At 68.6% G+C, this 19,012-nt stretch carries 1 protein-coding gene (only partly in view); it reads right to left on the reverse strand.

Features of this window, described 5'->3' with window-relative positions:
- A protein-coding gene (locus HHL11_RS26805; protein WP_169421668.1) for a PA14 domain-containing protein crosses the window boundary here: on the reverse strand, positions 1 to 19,012 show its 3' portion. The gene runs 13,439 nt beyond the window's last position; only the last 19,012 of its 32,451 coding nucleotides appear in the window; its start codon lies off the right edge, out of view; the stop codon is at positions 1 to 3.

The raw sequence follows: 19,012 nt of genomic DNA on the forward strand, positions 1-19,012 counted from the left end.
TTACCTGGAAACGCCGTCCAGCTGGATACAGATGCCGGCGTTGGGGTTGAAGCAGTCGTCGTTGCGGCCCAGGTTGTTGAGGAAGTCGTCCAGCCACGGGCAGGCGTTGCCGCCGGTGCTCTTGCCGGTCGGCGCGCCGAAGTAGCTGCCGACGGCGGCCGTGAGGTCGATGCTCGGGGTGAGCGCCGCGACGCGGTCGCGCAGCTGGCTGGAGTTGTTGCCCGGGTCGAAGACCTTGTTCTTGCCGGTGCCGCCATCGAGCACGTCCTTGCGGCCGTCGTTGCCTCCCAGCAGCCAGTCGTCGCCGGCGTCGCCGTGCACCGTGTCGAGCCCGTCCTGCCCGAACAGCACGTCGTTGCCGTCGCCACCGTAGATGGTGTCGGCGCTGTTGCTGTCGCGGTCGCAGTCCTGCTTGCCGTATTCGATCCACAGGTCGGTGCCGCCCGAGACGCCCATCAGCCGGGTCAGCGCCTCGCCGACCTCGTGGCTGGCGTGGGCGAAGTCGGAGCGGCTGACGTTGGCGCCGCGGATGATCGTGCTGCTGATCATCGCGGTGCTGTCGCCGTAGACGAGGTCGTCGCCGGCGCCGCCGTAGATGACGTCGGAGTCGACGTGCACCACGTCCAGCCGCTCGCTGTTGTCGTGCCAGCCACCCTTGATCCACCAGTTCGCGCGGTCGCCGCGGCTCCACCAGCCTTCGTCGTCGCGCCAGTCGTGCTCGTTGAAGAAGCAGCCGGCCGCCGGATCGTTGGCGGTGACCGTCACCACCGGCGCGCGCACCGAGAACTGGTCGCCGACGATGAAGTCGTTGCCGTCGCCGCCCATCAGCGTGTCGTTGCCCACCAGCAGCTGGTCGACGTGGTGCACGGTCTGGGTGTAGGTGTGGCGGCCGATGGTGACCTGCACGGTGGTGTCGCGCAGGCCGTTCTCCAACTGCACCAGGTCCTGCACGGTGTCGACGATCTGGTCGCCGGCGTCGGCGGCGCCATCCTGCAGGTACTCGAACGCATCCGACAGGTTGGCGGGCAGGTTGATGGTCGGCGCGACCATCGTGCTGTCGTCGCCGATCAGCACGTCGTTGCCGGCGCCGCCGTCCAGGACGTCGTTGCCGATGGAGTAGACGTGGTCGATGACGACGCCGCCATCCAGGTTGTAGTCGCAGCCGAGCAGCGCGTACTGCCGGTGCACCAGGTCGGAGAAGTCGTCGGAGACAGCGAGCAGCCCACGGGTCAGCGTCTCGGCCCGGGTCATGCTCGCGGCGTCGAAGGTGACGTTCGGGTTGATCACCACCATGTCGTCGCCGACCAGGGTGTCGTCGCCGGCGCCGCCCGCCAGGTTGTCGTTGCCGCGCAGCAGGCCGACGTGGTGGCCGTAGTCGGTGATCACCGAGGCGAAGGCGAACAGGTTGGTGCCGTCCGCCGCATGCAGCGTGTTGTTGGCCGGGATCGCCTTGTCGTAGCCGAACACCTGCGGCAGCAGGAAGGAGGCGGCGTCGACGCCGCGCAGCGGCTCGACCTGCACCGCGGGAACGATCACCGTGCCGTTGACCAGGAGGCCGTGCGTGACGTTGGCGATGGCGGTGGAAACGCCGTCGATGAAGGCATCGTCGCCGACCAGGGTGTCGGTGCCGTCGCCGCCGTTCAGCGAGTCGTTGCCGGCGCCGCCGGACAGGAAGTCGTTGCCGGCATCCCCGTTCAGCGTGTCGTTGCCCGTCTGGCCGTACATGGCGTCGTTGCCGTCGCCGCCGCTCATGACGTCGTTGCCATCGGGCGTGACCGCCAGCAGCAGGGCGCGCTCGTCCCACGAGTGGTCGGCGTTCAGGTGCTTGCTGCCATCGGCGTTGTAGGCGCCGGTGAGCAGCACCACGTCGGCGTTGATCAGCGCATTGGCCGTCGCCAGGTTGGCGCCCGGCGAGGCAGGGCCTTCCAGGGCGATCGAGCCGGTGATGCTGGCCTGTTCGAGCAGCAGCACGTCGGTGCGTACCAGCGCGCCGGCCGAGTTGTAGGTGCGTTGCACGCTGCCCAGGCCGCCCAGCATGATGTCGTTGCCTTCTTCGCCCCACATCCGGTCGCTGCCCAGGCCGCCGACCAGCACGTCGCCGGCGCCGCCGCTGGAACTGCGGGTGGCGAACACGGGTTGCTCGTTGAGGCCGCCGTCGGTCTGCCGGCCCGGAACATACAGCGGGCTGGCCGGGTCGCTGCTGGCCTCGGCCACGCCGATGCCCAGGCGCGTCACCAGCTTGCCGTTGGCGTCGTAGTAGCTGACCGAGCCGCGGTCGCCGAAGATGACGTCGTCACCGAAGCCACCGACGATGGCGTCGGACCCGTCGCCGCCGAAGGCGACGATGCCAAGGGTCGAGGTCGAGGCATCCAGGAAGTCGTCGCCGGCCTCCAGGTTGACGGCCAGCGGCCCGTCGACGGCTGCGCTCAGTTCCACCGTGACGCGGTCATTGCCGCCGCCGGTGTTGAGCATGGTGATGTCGCGGAAGCCGCTCTGGCGCATCGTGCCCCGGACGTCGAAGCTGTCGTTGCCCGAGCCCAGCGAGATCTGCAGCGCTTCCAGGCCGGCGTAGGTGATGCCGCCGCCGCTCATGCCCAGGCCGGTCAGCTTCGTCGCCGTCAGCACGCCGCTGGTGCCCGCGGTGTCGCCGGTGTCGTCGACGACCATCATGTCGTTGCCGCCACCGCTGTCCACGTTCAGCGCCGCCGCGATGCCGTTGGTCACGCCGCCCGCCGCCGGGGCCAGGCTGCCGACGTTGATCGTGTCGTTGCCGGCGCCGGTGTTGACGTTGAGGACGCCGCCGATCGCACGCACGTTCACCGTGTCGTCACCCGCGCCGGTGTTGATCGTGGTCACCGTGCCCGGGTTGGTGCCGGTGATGGTGATCGTGTCGTTGCCCGAACCCAGGGTCAGGTTGAACGCCTCCACCGTGCCGTAGGTGATGCCGCTCGCCATGCCCAGGCCGGTCAGGGTGGTCGGGCTCAAGGTGGCGCTGGACGGGCCGGGATCGCCCGAGTCGTCCACGTTGATCGTGTCGAAGCCGGTGCCGCCATTGATGGCCAGGGGCGCGGCGATGCCGCTCACCACGCCACCCGTTGCCGGAGCCAGGCTGCCGACGTTGATCGTGTCGTTGCCGCCGCCCGTGTTGACGTTGGTGGTGCCGCCGACGGCGCGCACGTTCACGGTGTCGTTGCCGTCGCCGGTATTGACCGTCGTCACCGTGCCCGGGTTGGTGCCGGTGATGGTGAAGGTGTCGCCACCCGAGCCCAGGTTGACGTTGAAGGCTTCCACCGTGCCGTAGGTGATGCCGCTGGCCATGCCCAGGCCGGTCAGCGTGGTCGCGGTCAGCGTGCCGGTGCTCGGGTTGGGATCCCCCGAGTCGTCCACGTTGATCGTGTCGTAGCCGTCGCCGCCGTTGATGGCCAGAGCCGCGGCGATGCCGCTGGTCACGCCGCCCGCCGCCGGGACGTTGCTGCCGACGTTGATGGTGTCGTCGCCAGTGCCGCCGTTGACCGTGGTCGCGCCGGCGATGGTCTGCACGTTGACGATGTCGTTGCCGCCGTTCGCGTTCAGCACTGTCGAACCCGTGTGGGTGCTGGCGATCGTGAAGGTGTCGCCGCCCGAGCCCAGGCCGATGTTCAGCGCTTCCAGCGTGCCGTAGGTGATGCCGGAGGCCATGCCCAGGCCGCTCAGCGTCGTCGCGGTCAGCGTGCCGGCGTTCGCCGCCGTGTCGCCGGTGTCGTCGACGTTCAGCGTGTCGTTGCCGCCGTTGCCGTTGATCGCCAGCGCGGCGCTGACGCCGTTGACGTTGCCGCCGGTGGCGGGCGCGAGGCTGCCGACGTTGATGGTGTCGTCGTCGGCGCCGGTGTTCACCGTGGTGGCGCCTGCGATCGACTGCACGTTGACCGCGTCGGCGCCCGCGTTGGTGTTGAGGGTCGTCGTGCCGGTATGCGTGCTGGCGATGGTGAAGGTGTCGCCACCCGAGCCCAGGCCGATGTTCAGCGCTTCCAGCGTGCCGTAGGTGATGCCGCTGGCCATGCCCAGGCCGGTCAGCGTGGTCGCGGTCAGGGTGCCAACGCTCGCGGCCGCGTCCCCGGTGTCGTCGACGTTCATCGTGTCGTTGCCGCCGTCGCCACTGACCGCCAGGGCGGCGGCGATGCCGCTGGCCAGGCCGCCGGTAGCGGGGGCGAGGCTGCCGACGTTGATGGTGTCGTTGCCGGCGCCCAGGCTCACGTTCGCCGCGTCGCCGATGGACTGCACGTTGATCGTGTCGTCGCCGCCGTTGGTGGCGAGGTTCGTGGTCGTGCCCGGTTCGGTGCTGGCGATCGTGAAGGTGTCGCCGCCGGAGCCGAGGGCGATGTTCAGGCCTTCGACGGCCTGGTAGCCGATGCCGGCGGCCATGCCCAGCCCCGTCAGGCTCGTCGACGTCAGGTTGCCCGTGTTGGCCGCCGCGTCGCCGCTGTCGTCCACGTTCAGCGTGTCGGTGCCGGCGCCGCCAGCGACGGAAAGCGCCGCGCCGATGCTGTTGACGTTGCCGCCGGTGGCGGGCGCGAGGCTGCCGACGTTGATGGTGTCGTTGCCGTCGCCGGTGTCGGCCGTGGTGATGCCCGCGATGGAGAGCACGTTGACCGTGTCGTCGCCCGCGTTCGTGTCCAGAGTCGTCAGGCCCGCATGCGTGCCCGCGATCGTGAACGTGTCGCCGCCGGAGCCGAGGCCGATGTTCAGCGCTTCCAGCGTCCCGTAGGTGATGCCCGAGGCCATGCCCAGGCCGGTGAGCGTCGTCGCGGTCAGCGTGCCCGCGTTCGGCGCCGCGTCGCCCGTGTCGTCGACGTTCAGCGTGTCGTTGCCCGAGCCGCCGTTCACCGTCAGCGCCGCGGCGATGCCGTCGACCAGGCCACCCGTGCCGGGCGCAGTGCTGCCGACGTTGACCGTGTCGTTGCCCGCGCCGAGGTTGAGCGTGGTCGCGCCGCTGATGGACTGCACGTTGACCGTGTCGTCGCCATCGTTGGTGGACAGCGTCGTCGCCGTCGACGCGTTCGTGCTGGCGATCAGGAAGGTGTCGCCACCCGAGCCCAGCGAGATGTTCAGGCTCTCGACGCCCGCGTAGGCGATGCCGCCAGTCGTGCCCAGGCCCGTGATGCTCGTGGACGTCAGCGTGCCGGTGTCGCCGTAGGGCGAGTCCGTGTTCACGTTCAGCGCGTCGCTGCCGCCGCCGCCGCCGTCGACGGTGAGAAGCGCATGGAACTGGTTGATGGTGATGAACGCGAAGGTCTGCGTCAGCTGCGCGTTGACCGTGTCGGAGCCAGCGCCCGTGTCCACGGTGGTGGCGCCGTTGACGCCGAGCACGTTGACGACGTCGTCTCCGGCGCCCGTGTGCAGCGCGGTCGTGCCGGTCTGGGTCTTGGCGATCGTGAAGAGGTCGTTGCCGCTGCCCAGCGTGATGTCCAGCGCCTCGACGCCGGCGTAGCCGATGCCCGAGGCCGTGCCCAGGCCGCCGATCAGCGTGTCGGACAAGGTGCCGGACAGGCCCGTCACCGAGCCGGCAGTGCTGACGTTCAGCGCATCGTTGCCGCCGCCGCCCGCGATGGTCAGGGAAGCCGCGATGCCGCCCAGCGTGCCCAGGTTCGCCGGCGCGTCGGAAGAGACGTTGGCCGTGTCGTCGCCGTCGCCGAGGTCGACGGTCGTCGTGCCGCCTATGGCCTGCACGTTGACGGTGTCGGCATCGTCGCCGGTTTGGACGTCGAGCGTGCCGCTCGTGTGCGCGATGAGCACGCTGTCCGCGCCGGCGCCCGTGGTCACGGTCGTGGTTCCGGCGATGGTGTCCGCGATCGTCACCGTATCCGCACCCGCGCCCGTGTCGAGCGTGACCGCGGCGAAGTTGCTGTAGTTGACCGTGACCGCACCGGCGACGGTGACGGTGCTGCCGTCCAGCGTCACCGTGTCGTCGGCGCCGGTGAGGGCGACGTTCAGGGTGTTGGTGCCTGCGCCGCCGTCGACGACGAGGCTCGCGGTCGTGAGCGGGTAGGTGACCGTGATCGTGTCGTCCCCCGCATCGCCGAGGAGCAGCACGCTTTCAGCGGCCGTGTCGCCGGTGTCGGAAATCGTGTCGTTGCCGTCGCTGCCGTCGACGACCAGGTGCTCGATGCCGGCCGCGGTGATGTTCGTCAGGTCGAAGCTGATCAGCGATCCGGCGACCGCGATCGTGTCGTCGCTCGAGGTGCCCATCACGACCAGCGTGTCGCTGGCCGTGGGCAGCCCGCCGTCCACCGCGATCAGGCTCGTCGTCCCGGCCATCAGGTCGACCATGATCACGTCGTCGCCATCGCCGCTGTTGACGTTCACGCGCGTCGGGAAGCCGCTCGCGGTCTCGCTGACGGTGATGGTGTCGGCGCCGCCCAGGGTGTTGACGGTGAGCGTGTCGATGTTGGCGTAGTTGGTCGAGGCGCCGTTGATGGTGACCGCCGGCGCGCTGACCAGGACATTGTCGTCCGCGTTGCTCGTGTTGAAGACGAGCGTGTCGAGTCCGCCGCCGCCGTCGACCAGGCCGGCGATCGCGCCGCCGTCGTTGACGGTGAAGGTGTCGTTGCCCAGGCCGCCCGTCACGTTCTCGATCGAGGAGAAGCTCAGGCCGGCGACGTTGCCGCTGTTCGGCCCGCTGATCGTCCAGGTGTCGCCGCCGTCGGTGCCGGTCAACGTGTCCTGCGCTGCGCTGCCGACCAGCGTGTCGATGTTGGTGAAGGTCCCGCCTATGCCCGTGGCGGTGGCCGCGCCGAGGTCGACCGCGATCGCGTTCGTGCGTGCGGAGTAGTCCAGCTTGTCGCTGCCGCCGCCGCCGTCCACGTCGCCGCTCAGCGACGCGGCGTTGTTGGCGAACACGAAGTTGTCGGTACCGGTGCCGCCGACCAGGGTCCCGATCTGCGTGAAATCGAACTTGGCGGCGCCGGTGGTGTTGCCGGCATCCGGACCGGTGATGTGCCAGGTCATGGTGCCCGACGGCCCGAACACGCTGTCGCTGTCGCCACCGCCGATCAGGTGCAAACCGGTCAGCGTCGACGGCACGCCCGTGATGTCGAAGGTGTCGTTGCCGGCCAGGCCGTTGATCGTGAGGTCGATGACGCCTGTGAGGTCGACGACGATGCTGTTGATGGTGAGCGTCGTCGAGGTCAGCGTGATGGTGTCGTCGCCATTGGTGGCCGACAGCGACAGGATAGGCGTCACCGTGGTGAAGCCCAGCTGCTCGATCGTCGAATCGAAGAACACGGTCTTGCTGCCGACGTTGGCCTGCGTGGCCGAGACGGTCGCCGTCGAAGGCAGGTTCAGCTTGTCGATGTTGTTGCCGCTGCCAGGCAGCGGGCCGGTGTCATGGATGTACACGCTGGCGGTCGACGCGCCGGTAAACACTTCGTAGGTATCCGAGCCGTCGCCGCCATCCAGGACGACCTTGCTGGCGGACGCGTCGGCGACATCGAACTTGTCGTTGCCCGCCAGGCCGGCAATGCTGACCACCTCGACGCTCGAGTAGTCCATGGTCTGCGTGCCGAGCCAGACCTGGGTGCCGCTCACGAGGAAGTTGTCGTTGCCCGTGGTGCCGAGAACGGTCAGCTTGTCGAGATCGGACGCGGGGCCGGAATCGGCCAGCGTCACGTGCCCGAGCGCTTGCGGATGGATGATGTAGTCGTCGTCGCCGCCGGCGCCATCGAGCGTCACGTCGCCCGCCCAGTTGATCACCTCCAGCCGGTTGTGGCCGGCGCCGCCGGTGATCGTGATCGAGTGGACGCCGGTGACGTCCATCTGGTCGCCGTTGCCCGCGGTGAGCGTGTTCGTGTCCAGCGTCCAGTCGGTGTCGGACTGCACGACCATCGAGTTCGTGCCCGAGCCGCCGTCGAAGGTGAACTTGCCTTGCAGCTGGGTGTAGCTCGTGCCCGGAGGCAGCGGGTCGCCGGGGTTCGTGCCGCTGAAGTCACCGGTGGGAATGAAGGTGCCCGAAAGCGGGGTCTTCAGCGGGTCGGAGAGCTCGGTCAGCGTGTCGTCGCCGCCGTCCGTGTTGACCGTGAAATTCAGCAGGCCGAAGGCGGTCAGGCCGGCCTCGTTGACCGTGACGTGGTCGTCGCCGGCGCCGGTCTGCAGCGTGACGTTGGTGATGTCGAAGAACTTGAGGTCGGAAGTCTGCACGCCGCCGACCGTGCCGGTGATCGTGTTCGCCTTGGCGCCCGCGATCAGCAGGCTCTGTTCTTCCAGCTGGGTCACCGTCGTCGGCGGCGACACCTGGCGGATGTAGACATAGCCCGCGCCATTGGTGTCGATCGCATTCGGGTCGATGGCCGACCGGGACGTGAACTGCGGCGCGCCGATGATGGCGAGGTCGTTGTTCAGCGCCACGGAGTAGCCGACGTTGTCGCCGCCCAGGCCGTCCGCCGCGGACAGCGGGTCGACGTTGGTCTCGAGCTGCCAGGTGTTGTCCGGCTTCAGCTTGTAGGCCAGTGCTTCGCCTTCGAAGGCGCCGTGGGTCAACGCCTTGCCCGGCACGCCGACGATCAGTTCCTTGCCGTCGACTGCGACCGAGTAGCCGAAGAGGTCGAAGGCGGTGCCGCTGAATTCGGTCAGGACCTGTTCGCCGGTGAAGAGGCCGCTGCCGTCACGCTGGTAGGTGTAGACGTTGCCCGCGAGCCCGTTCGCCGTCGGCGCGCCAACGGCCAGGATGTCGCCGCTGAGGTCGAGGGCGAAGCCGAAGTTGTCGCCGCTGACGCCGGCGGTGGCCGTGATCGTCTGGTTGGCGATCCACTTCGCGCCGCTCTGGACGTAGATTTCCACGCCGCCCTTGTTCAACTCGCCGGTGGGCGCGCCGACCGCCGCCGTGGTCTGGTCCATCGTGACCGCGTAGCCGAACTGGCCTGCCATGCCCGAGGGCGCGCCGACGATCGTGCTGATCGACCAGTTGACGCCGCTGAAGTCGTAGAAGAAGGCCTTGTTGGCGCCCGGTGCGCCCGCGACCGCCGCGTCGCCGTAGACGGCGACCGACTGGCCGAGGTCGGCGCCCGCGCTGCCGATGAATTCCGACTTCTGCACCCAGCTGTTCCCCAGGCGCTGGAACATGTAGACCGCGCCTTCGCCGTTCAGCTTGTCCGGGGCGCCGACGATGATCGAGTCGCCGCTGATCGCCACGCTGGTGCCGAAGCCGTCGTCGTGCGTGATGTCGGTCGCCTGGATCGTGGCCTGCAGCTGCCAGTTGTCGGTGCCGGCCACCTGCGTGAAGACGAACACCGCGCCGCGGTTGTCGTAGTCGCTCGCGCCCACCACTGCCGTCGTGCCGTCGATGGCCACGCTGGAGCCCGCCTTTTCCGTGCGCAGTTGCTCGGGAACGAGCAGGTCGTTGGTGACCGGCGTCCAGGCCGAGCCGCGCTGGCGGTAGTTGTAGATCAGGTTGGCATCGAAGTTCTGGTTGGTCGTGCCGACCAGGTCGAAGCCCTCGCTGATCAACTGGCCGCCGGAACCGAAGTGCAGGCTCGTATCGATGTCCGCCTGCATCACGTGCGTCAGCGTGTTGTACTGGTACGGCTGGTAGGTTCGCAGCAGCGACGTGCCGCTGGAATCGTAGATGTACGCCCGCCCGTTCGAGGACGTCGCGCCGACCAGGATGCGGTTGCCCGCGGTGTCGATGGTCTCGTTGCCGCCGAACCCGCCGTTGCCCGGCGTGGAGATCGTCGTGCCGCCGTACCAGGTGCCGCCGGAGTTGAAGTACTGCTGGACCTGGTTGCTGCCCGGCGCGCCGACCCAGACGTTGCCCGTGCCCGTGGCGGAAAGCTCCGCGCCGGACAGGGAGTTGCCGACGATGTACTGCGTGCTGCGCAGCGGCGTGTCGGTGATGCCGCCGACCGTCGCGGTCCAGTGCGAGTAGTCGCCGTTCGTGAGGTTGTAGACGGCAGTGCGGTTGTCGCCCTGCGCGCCGACGTAGACCGTGTTGCCGACGATGTCCACCGACGAGCCCCATTGCGCGCCGGACAGGCTGGCGAAGTAGCGGTCGAGGATCTGCGTCGCCTGGTGCGCGATCGTGCTCATGACGATCACGGAGTCGGTGTCGTCGTCGCGGTCCCCCGCGCCCACGTTGTCGTAGTTGAAGCCGCCCGGGCCGACCTGCGCGACGAAGCCCCAGTCGCCGCCCGTGTAGTCGACGCCGGTGATTTCCGTGCCGGAGTCGGCGTGGATCGCGTAGTCGCCTTCGCCGACGTTGTCGGTCGCGCCCCAGGGGTAGTAGTGCCAGCTGCCGTTCTGGAACAGGCCCGCGTTGCCTTGCGGCGGCAGGTCCGAGCCGACCATCAGGAAGTCGATGTCGTCGTTGGTGATCCAGCCCGGCAGGTCGGCCTGGATCGTGTTGTCGGAGTAGTTGACCGCGAACGCATAGCCGGCATCGCCGCCGGTGTAGTCCACCACCACGGCCATCGAGTGCGGGCCCAGCAGCAGGCCGCTGCCGTGGTCGACGCCGTCCTGCCAGGCACCGATGCCGTGCCAGTGCCAGGTGCCGCCCCAGAAGATGGCCGCGGAGTCCCACTCGTTCGGGATGTACTGGTTCGTGTACGAGGTGTCGTACCAGAGCGCGCTGTCGTCCGCCATGAGCAGGCGGTCTTCGTTCCAGCTCGCGCCGTTGTAGCTGTAGACCACCGCGCCGCCGGGCGCGCCGAGGTCCAGGTTGTAGTAGGTGTCCGGCTGGCCGTAGGAGGCGTAGGTGGCATTGGCCAGGGGCATGCCGATCACGAGCTTGCTGCCGCTGATCGACACCGACCGGCCGAAGCCGCCCGCGCCATCGAGCTCCTGGTACTTGGCCCAGAGTTCCGTGCCGAGGCGCTGGTAGACATAGGCCTTGGCGTCCGGGGCGCCGATCACCATCCAGTTGCCGTCGACCTTGATGTCCTTGCCGATCGGGCCGGTGAGCGTGCCGCTGCCGCCATTGGCCGCCGAGTAGCTCAGCGTGACGCCGGCGCCGCCGCCGTTCTCGAAGTAGCGCACGTCGATGAAGTGGTTGCCCTGCGAGAGGTGCACCGTGGCCTGCCGCGTCGTGAACCCTTGCAGCTGGTTGCCGTCGATGTACTTGGTGCCGTCGATATACAGCTGCGAGCCGTCATCGCTGCCCAGGTAGAACGTGACGTCCTGCGTCGACGTCGAAACGATGTTGCCGGTCCAGCGCACGGCGAACTGGTCGGCCTGCACGCCGGGCGCGAAGCTGCCGTTGGTGATGCCGGTGTTGATGGCCCACTCCGTGCGCGTCAGCGCCGGCGAGCCGCTGAACGAAGGCAGCACGCTCAAGGGGTTGGCGAAGTTGTAGTACTGCGCCGTCAGGCCGGCCGCGCTGATGTAAACCGTGTCGGGCGAGACGATGTTCTGCACCTTGCGCCAGTACAGGCCTTCGTTCACGTACACGTACACCGTGTTCTGCGAGGGATCGGACACGAACAGCTCGCGCGAGGCCGCGTCGTAGTAGGTGACCGCGCCGAACTGCGAGGCGCTGTTCGGCGTCTGGTTCGGCTGGTCGGTCGGGTCCTCGATCGTTTCCGCCCACTTGGACGTGGCGCTGGTCGGCAGGATGCCGTTGGTCGAATAGGTGCGCATCGCGCCGACGTCGGCGCGCGTCGTGAAGCCCTGGCCGTCGACCTGGTTGTAGCCGGGCATGCCGATCACGAGCCGGCCGCCGCCGAGCGCGATGCTGGTGCCGAAGCGATCGGCCGTGCGGTACTGGTCGATGGCCGGGATGCCGCTCAGCGGATCCGAGCCCGCCGGAGCCGCTGCGTTCAAGCGGCCGGAGCCGCTGTCGCCGCTGGCGCGCACCCAGCTCGCGCCCAGGCCGGAGCCGAGGTCGGGCAGGCGGTAGAACACATAGGCGGCGCCTTCGTTCTGCGCCGTGCCGTCGTAGCCGGGCGCGCCGACCGCGACGTAGCTGCCGTTGATGGCGAGCGAGGCGCCGAAATGGTCACCGGGGTTGCCTTCCAGCAGCGACTCGGCCAACGGCAGGCCGCCGTCGGCGGTCAGGCGCGCGGCCCGGATCCAGCTGCTGCCGCTGCCCTCGAAGACGAAGGCGCGGCCGACGTCGTTGTCGACCGTGCCGTCGCTCTTGGTTTCGTCCCACAGCGGCGAGCCGACCACGATGCGGCCGGAGATCATTGCCACCGCGGCGCCGAAGTGCTCGCCGGCCTGCTGGTCGTTGGTGAACAGGCCGTTGTCCGGCGCGATCACCGCCTGCTGGGTCCAGGTGGAGCCGCTGCGCGTGTAGACGTAGGCATCGCCGGCGTCGATGAGGGAGCCGAACAGCAGCGAAACGTCGGTGAGCGGCGCGCCGACCACGAGCGTGTTGCCCGCGATGGCAACCGCCGTGCCGAAGTCCGCGGTGTGGTCACCGAGCTGGAGCTTGGCTTGCTGGGTCCAGGTGGTGCCGCTGCGCGTGAAGACGTAGGCCGCGTCGGTGCTGCCGCCGGCGGCGCCGATGACGACGGTGTTGCCGCTGATCGAAACGCTCTGGCCGAAGGTGGAGCCCGCCGAGCCGTCCAGCGCCTTGATCTTCGCCTGCTGCGTCCAGGCGCCGCCCGAGCGCGTGAAGATGTAGGCCGCGCCGGAATTGGTGCCGAAGGTGTTGTCGTGGTCCGCGCCGACGACCAGCGTGTCGCCGTCGATCGCCACCGTGTCGCCGAAGCCCTGGCCGGAGGTCGCATGGTCGCTGGCGTAAAGCTTGGCCTGTTCGGACCAGGCGTTTGCGGTGTAGTCCCAGGTGTAGACATAGACCACGCCGCTGGACGCGCCATCGAGCTCCGCGCCCACAACCAGCGTGTCGCCGCTGATCGCGGTGGCGTTGCCGGTGTGCTTGGTCTCGAGGGCATCGGGCGTGACCAGCTTCGCCTGCTGCGTCCAAGTCACCACGCCGTCGACGGTGACTGTGTGCAGGACGAGGTTGGTGAGGTTCAGGTCGGCGACGTTGATGCTGTCCACCGCCAGGTCGGCCGGGTCGTCCGGCGTGACCATGTGGAAGTCGGACAGGCCGTGGATGACCAGCGGCTCGACGCCGGTGAAGTCGAAGATGTTGCCGCCGACGTTGACCTCGCCGGCGCGCGCCTCGGTGCTGCTCGGCGTGTAGGTGCCGGTGGCAATGCCGTCGCCCGCGATGCGCAGCGTGTCGCCGCTGACCTGCGGTCCGCCATTGAAGGTGAGGAAGGCCGTCGCGTCGGGCACGCCAGGCTCGAACTGCGCGTAGACGATGTCGTCGCCTTCCTCGCCGTTCAGGGTCGCCATGTGGCCGCGGTTGTCGAAGCCGTGTTCGACGTTGAAGGTGTCGTTGCCTGCGCCGGCGTACACCGTGATGTCGTAGCCGTAGGTGCCGCTGGTGAGCTGCGTGACGTCGTTGCCGCTGCCCAGCGAGACCTTGATGTTCTCGCTGCCGCGCGCGTTGATGTTGAGCGGTTCGGCGGTGCCCGATTCCTGCAGGACCACGGTCGCGTAGTTCACGGTGGTCGGGTCGTCGCCGAAGATCTGCGTGAAGGTGCTCACCCAGGTCGGATCCGCGGTGGCGGGGACGGTCGGCGGGGTCGCCGGGAAGATGTCCGCGAAGGTCTTGTTGACGAACGCGAGGTTCATGTTCGCGGTCGCCGCCGTATCCAGGTACTGCACCACGTCGTAGCCGTCGCCGCCATTGACGAACACGGGGATGCCGCGGGTGCTGTCCGCGGTCGGCAGGCCGGTGTCGATGGCGAAGTTGTCCAGCGAGAAGCCGCCCGCGACCGGGTCGCCGATGTTGACGGTGTCGTCGCCGCCGCCCGCGTTGACCGTGAAGGTGGAGTTCTTGCCGCCGTTCGGGTCCTGCTCGCGCTGGGTGCCCTGGATGTTGATCGTGTCGGCGCCCTGGCCGGCGTTCAGGACCACCGTCTCGAAGCGCCGATAGTGCAGGGAAGCCGCGCCGCTGCGGTCGACGGTGGTGGTGTCGAAGCGCCACGGTGTGCCGTCGCCCAGCGTCACCAGGGCTTCGAGCTCGTTGCTGACCGTGTAGGTTTCGCCGCTCGTGTCGCTCTGGTCGTTGATGAACAGGGTGTCCCGCGCCTCGGGCGAGTCGCCGTCCAGGTAGAAGTCGCCCTGGATGTTGGCCAGCGTGCCGGTCGTCTCGTTGCCCTGCGTCGTGCCGACGTAGACGGTGTCGAAGCCGCCGCCGGTGTTCAGCTTGGTGATGAGCCCCGCGTTGGTGGCCGGGACGTAGAAGGTGTCCGCCTGGGCGCCGAGCTGGATGGTGATGTTGTCCGGCGCGTCGAACACGATCGAGCCCGCCATGTCGAGGCCGGTGACCGTGTTGCCCGTGTAGGTGCCGACGTTGGCGTTGTCGTCGCCGGAGTCGTCCACGACGAGGGTGTCGTTGCCGGCGTCGCCGTTCAGGTGCAGGGTGCCGGCCACGAAGTCGACGCGGCGCAGCGATTCCGGATGCAGGCCGGAAGGCGTGGCGCCGACCGTGATGGTGTCGTCGCCGCCGCCGCCGTGGACGTAGGTCGTGCCGTAGGAATAGGCGCTGTCGACGTTGAAGGTGTCGTTGTTGTCACCCAGCCACATGTTCACCGTCTCGACGTCGCTCGTGACGGTCTCGACGGTGTCCAGGATCTTGCGGTAGGCGTAGTAGATCGCCGCCGGGTAGGACGGCGCGCCGATGTTGTAGCCGGCGCCGAAGCTGTCGTTGTGCACGGCGCCGAGGTGGTTCGTGCCCATGCCCATGCCGGTGATGCCGATCGCATCCAGCTGGCCGGGCGTCACCGAGGCGTCGCCGTAGACGTCCAGCGTGTCGCTGCCGTCCTGGCCGAAGAAGGCGACGATGCCCGAGATGCTGGTGAGCTGGTTGGTGTCGTCGCCGACGTGCAGCGTGTCGTTGCCCGGGCCGCCGAAGATGTAGGCGTCGACGTCCGTCGCTTCGCTCTTCACCTGGAAGGTGTCGTCGAAGGCCGAGAGCTCGACGAAGACCGCCGTTCCATGCGGTCCCGGCGTATAGGTGATGTTGCCCGTCATGCCCAGCCCGCTGACACTGGTCGACTCCATGACGCCGGTGACGGGGCCGCTGGCCGCGTCGTCGCTGATGTAGATCGCGTCGCGCGTGCCCTGGTTGCCGCCGTCGCCGGTGTCGATGAGCAATCCGCCCATGTGCTCCAGCGTGCCGGTCAGGTGGTCGAAGGGCGCGCCGATGTCGTCGTCGTAGACGCCGCCCGTGGTGAACAGCGCCTTGTTCGCGTTGCTCGACACGTAGAAGCGGTCCGCGCCCGTGTCGCCTTCCAGCGTCGTCGTGCCGCCGGCCGCGACCGCACGCACGAAGAAGCGGTCGTCCGAGCCGTTGCCGCGGACGACGGTGGTGCCGCCCGCATTGATGCCGTTCGGGTTGTCGAGCTCGAGGTAGTCGAGGTCGTCGCCGCCGGCGATGACGACGCTGGGCGCCTGCACGTCGCCCTGGATGTCGATGGTCGTGCCATGGTCCGGGTCCGGGTCGGAACCCATCTCGAAATCACCCTGGATCAGCACCGACGCGCCGCTCGTGATCAGCGTGCCGTCCGGGACGTTGACGTTGTCGCCGACGTACAGGTTCACCGCGCCCGGTGCATGGATCAGGCCTTGCGAGATGGCGACGCCCAGCTGCGTCTGACCGCTCACGATCATGTTGAGGTCTTCGTTCAGGAAGGCCGAGTCGTTGACCGACAGCGTCACGGTGCCGGTGGTCGCGGTCACCTTCAGCACGTTCAGTGCCGCATTCACTTCGTTGATGTTGACGCTCTGCGCCGAGTCGACGAACAGGCGGCCGACGATCGGAACCGCGGCATCGGCCTGCTGCGTGTTCTGGATCTGGCCCACGCCCGCGCCATCGATGTCCACCGCATGCGTGGCGTTGCCGACGCCGCCGCCGGTCGTGATCAGGTCGATGGAGCCGCCCTGGATGTCGGCGTAGATGTCGCCGACCGCGTCGAGGATGGAACCGCTCAGCGTGATGAGGACGACGTTGTCGAAGCGGGACACCACCGCGCCCAGGTTCATGTCGCCCTGGGTTTCGCGCAGGAACACGCCGTTGTGGGCCAGCGCGTCCAGCTGGCCGGTGGCCTGGTGCGAGGAATCGATTTCGAGGAAGTCGTTCAGGAAGCCGATCGCGCCCTGTTCGGCCGTCAGGCTGACGCTGTTGCCGATGACCCAGGGCGTGGAGCCGTTGTCGGCCGGGCCGTTGGTGATGTCGTAGATCGAGCCGTTGAGGGACGTCAGGGAGACGTCGCCGGCGTTCGACTGGATCAGGTCGATGCGGAAGTCGCCGTTCGTTTCCGTCAGCGTGATGTCGCCGTTGGTCAGCGTGTCGATGTGGCCCGTGCCCAGGATGTCCGTGTTCGCGATCACGTTGACCGTCGGGTCGGCGATCGCCGGATGCGCGGCGTGGATGTTGATGTTGCCGCCGGAGGTCAGCTGGCCGAAGTCGTAGGTTCCGGCTATGGGCGCGGCCAGGCTGGTGTCGGCGTAGATCGCCTTGTCCAGCGGCGTCGCCGGGCCGGCATCGGGATGGAAGTGGTTGACGTAATTGCCGTTCAGCACCGCGTTCTGCGGCACCGTGAAGGTGATGCCGGCCACCACGCCGACCGGCTTGGTCTCTTGCACGACCGATTCGAGCAGCAGGTCGATGTCGCCCGTCGCCTGCAGGGTGCTGGTGCCGAAGGTCGCCTGGCTCGCGTCGGTGACGCGCAGGCGGCCGGTCAGGTCCATGAAGATGCCGCCCGCCGTGGCCGTGGCCGCCATGTCGGTGGTGCGGCCGGCGCTGCGAACCAGTTCGACGTTGAGGCGGTTGCCCAGCGAGCCGATCGCGTTCGCGTTCATCGTCAGCGAGTTCGAGCGGACGATGCCGCCCGCGGTGTCGCGGATCGTTCCGCCGGCGTCCTGGATGACGGTGCTTCCGGTCGGGTTGTTGATCAGGCCCTTGATCACCACGTCCGAAGCCTGGGCGCCGCCCTGGTTGGTGATGGTGATGTCGGTCGGCCCCGCGTTGTCCGCGACGTCGAACTGCGCGGTGACGGCCTGAGCGTTCAGCGTGACCTGGCCGGTGGCGTGCGGGTTGGTCGGGTCGATGCCGGCGATGTCGAGCTCCTCGCCCGACAGGTTGGTGATCGTGATCGCGTCGTAGGTCGTCTTGACCCGCGCCGTGCCCTGGTTGCCGCTGATCGTGGAATTCGGCGCGTTCTTGCCGTCCTTGGACGTCACCGTGTTCGCCTGGATCGTGGCCGTGCCGGCGACGTTCAGGTTGCCGATCGGGTCGATCGTCACCGGGTGGCTGCCCGGGCCGCTGGAACCGTTGACGTCGAAGCCGACGCCATGGCCGCCGTCGACGGTGATGCCCACCGCCGTGATCACGCGGCCGTCCTGGTCGATGAAGAGGACCGGGTTCGGGCGGATCAGGAGCACGATGTCGCCGTTGAACGTGATGTCGCGCCCGGCGTTGTAGTCCCCGTTCTCGTTCTCGTCGTCGCCGCCGAGGGCGCCGCTGCCCGCATCGGCACTGCGGTCGTAGCGGTTGACGTTCTGGTTCGCCTGCACCGTGATCGTGTGCCCGGCGACGGTCGCGCCCTGGTCCACGTCGATCGCGGAGTCGCTCTGGTAATCGGTGGTGGCCGTGCCGCTGCCGTCGCCGTACAGGCCGCTCGCGTCGCCGTGGGCGCGCGTGGACACGTCGATGTTCGAGTGGTTCGAGGTGATTTCGACCGTGTCGCCTTCGACCCAGGCACCCGCTGCCAGGGCCACGTCCGTCTTCTCGGCGTGCAGCGCCACGGTCGCCGTCCCGCTCGCGCCGGAGACCAGGGCTGCCGCGTCGGCGCTCGCGGTGGAGCGCGCGAACATGCCGGAAACGGTGGAACTCAGGTTCACGTCGGCGCCGGTGATCAGCGCGTTGCCGACGGAAGTGCGTGCCGTGGCGGAAGTGCCGCCGATCTCGATGTCGGCGGACGCGTGCGCGTCGGCGCCGAGGCCGGCAGCGTCGGCGCTCGCATCCGCGGTCGCGCCGAGCGCGGCGGTGGAGAGCGCCGAGACATTGTGTTCCGCGGCGATGGTCACGCCGTCTTCGATCTGGACTTCGGAGTCGTAGTCGAGCGCCGCGCTCGCGTTCGCCGAGCCGAAGCCCGCCAGGCCGCCGCTGTCGGTCTCGGACAGCACGCTGGCGTGCTGGTCGGTGCTGGAGAGCAGCGACACGTCGTGCGTCGCGGTAATCGTCACGTGGGCGCCGATGTCGACGATCGCGGTGGTGTCCAGCGTCAGGCTGGAATTGGCGCTGCCCACGGCCACGAGGCCGCCGCCGCCATTGGCCGACGAGGACGAGACGTTGCCGATCGCGGTCGCCGCGATGTTGACGTCGGTGGCGGACAGCGTCGCATGCGGGCTGACGGTGACGTTGACCGCCGGCGTGGAGGTCGCCGAGGTGGTGGACGAGCCCACCTGCACGATGCCGCCGCCCGAACCGCTGGCCGCGGAGGTCACGATGCCGTCACCCGAGGGCGCCGTCGCCAGCGCGCGGGCGCCGCCCACACCTTCCAGCAGCTGCGTGCCGCTGGAGGTGCCGGTGATGTCGATCGCCAGCTGCTGCTCGCCGCTGCCCGGGCTGGTGAGGTCCACGCCCTCGGTGCCGATGTGGCTGGTGCCCGTGAGCGTCGCGTGCGTGACGGAATCGGTCGGGTCCAGCGTGATGGCGCTGCCGCCCGGCGTCGCCGAGAGCTGGAAGGTGTTGGTCGTGTGGTTGATGACGTAGTAGGTGACGCCGTCCACCAGGCCGCCGATGGCCTGGTCGCTGACCTTGGTCAGGTAGTGCGTCACCGTGTTGTCGGTGCCGAGGCGGGCGATCGGGATCGCCGTCGTCGGCGTGCCGACTTGCGCCAGCAGGATCTCGTCCGGCTTGCCGGCGTCGAAGATCACGGCATAGCGGTTGCCGCTGTTCAGCCCGTTGATCGGGTGGCCCGGGTCGCTCGCCGTGTAGATGACGATGTCGCCGTTCGCCAGGCCG

Source organism: Ramlibacter agri, assembly GCF_012927085.1.
Taxonomy (GTDB): domain Bacteria; phylum Pseudomonadota; class Gammaproteobacteria; order Burkholderiales; family Burkholderiaceae_C; genus Ramlibacter; species Ramlibacter agri.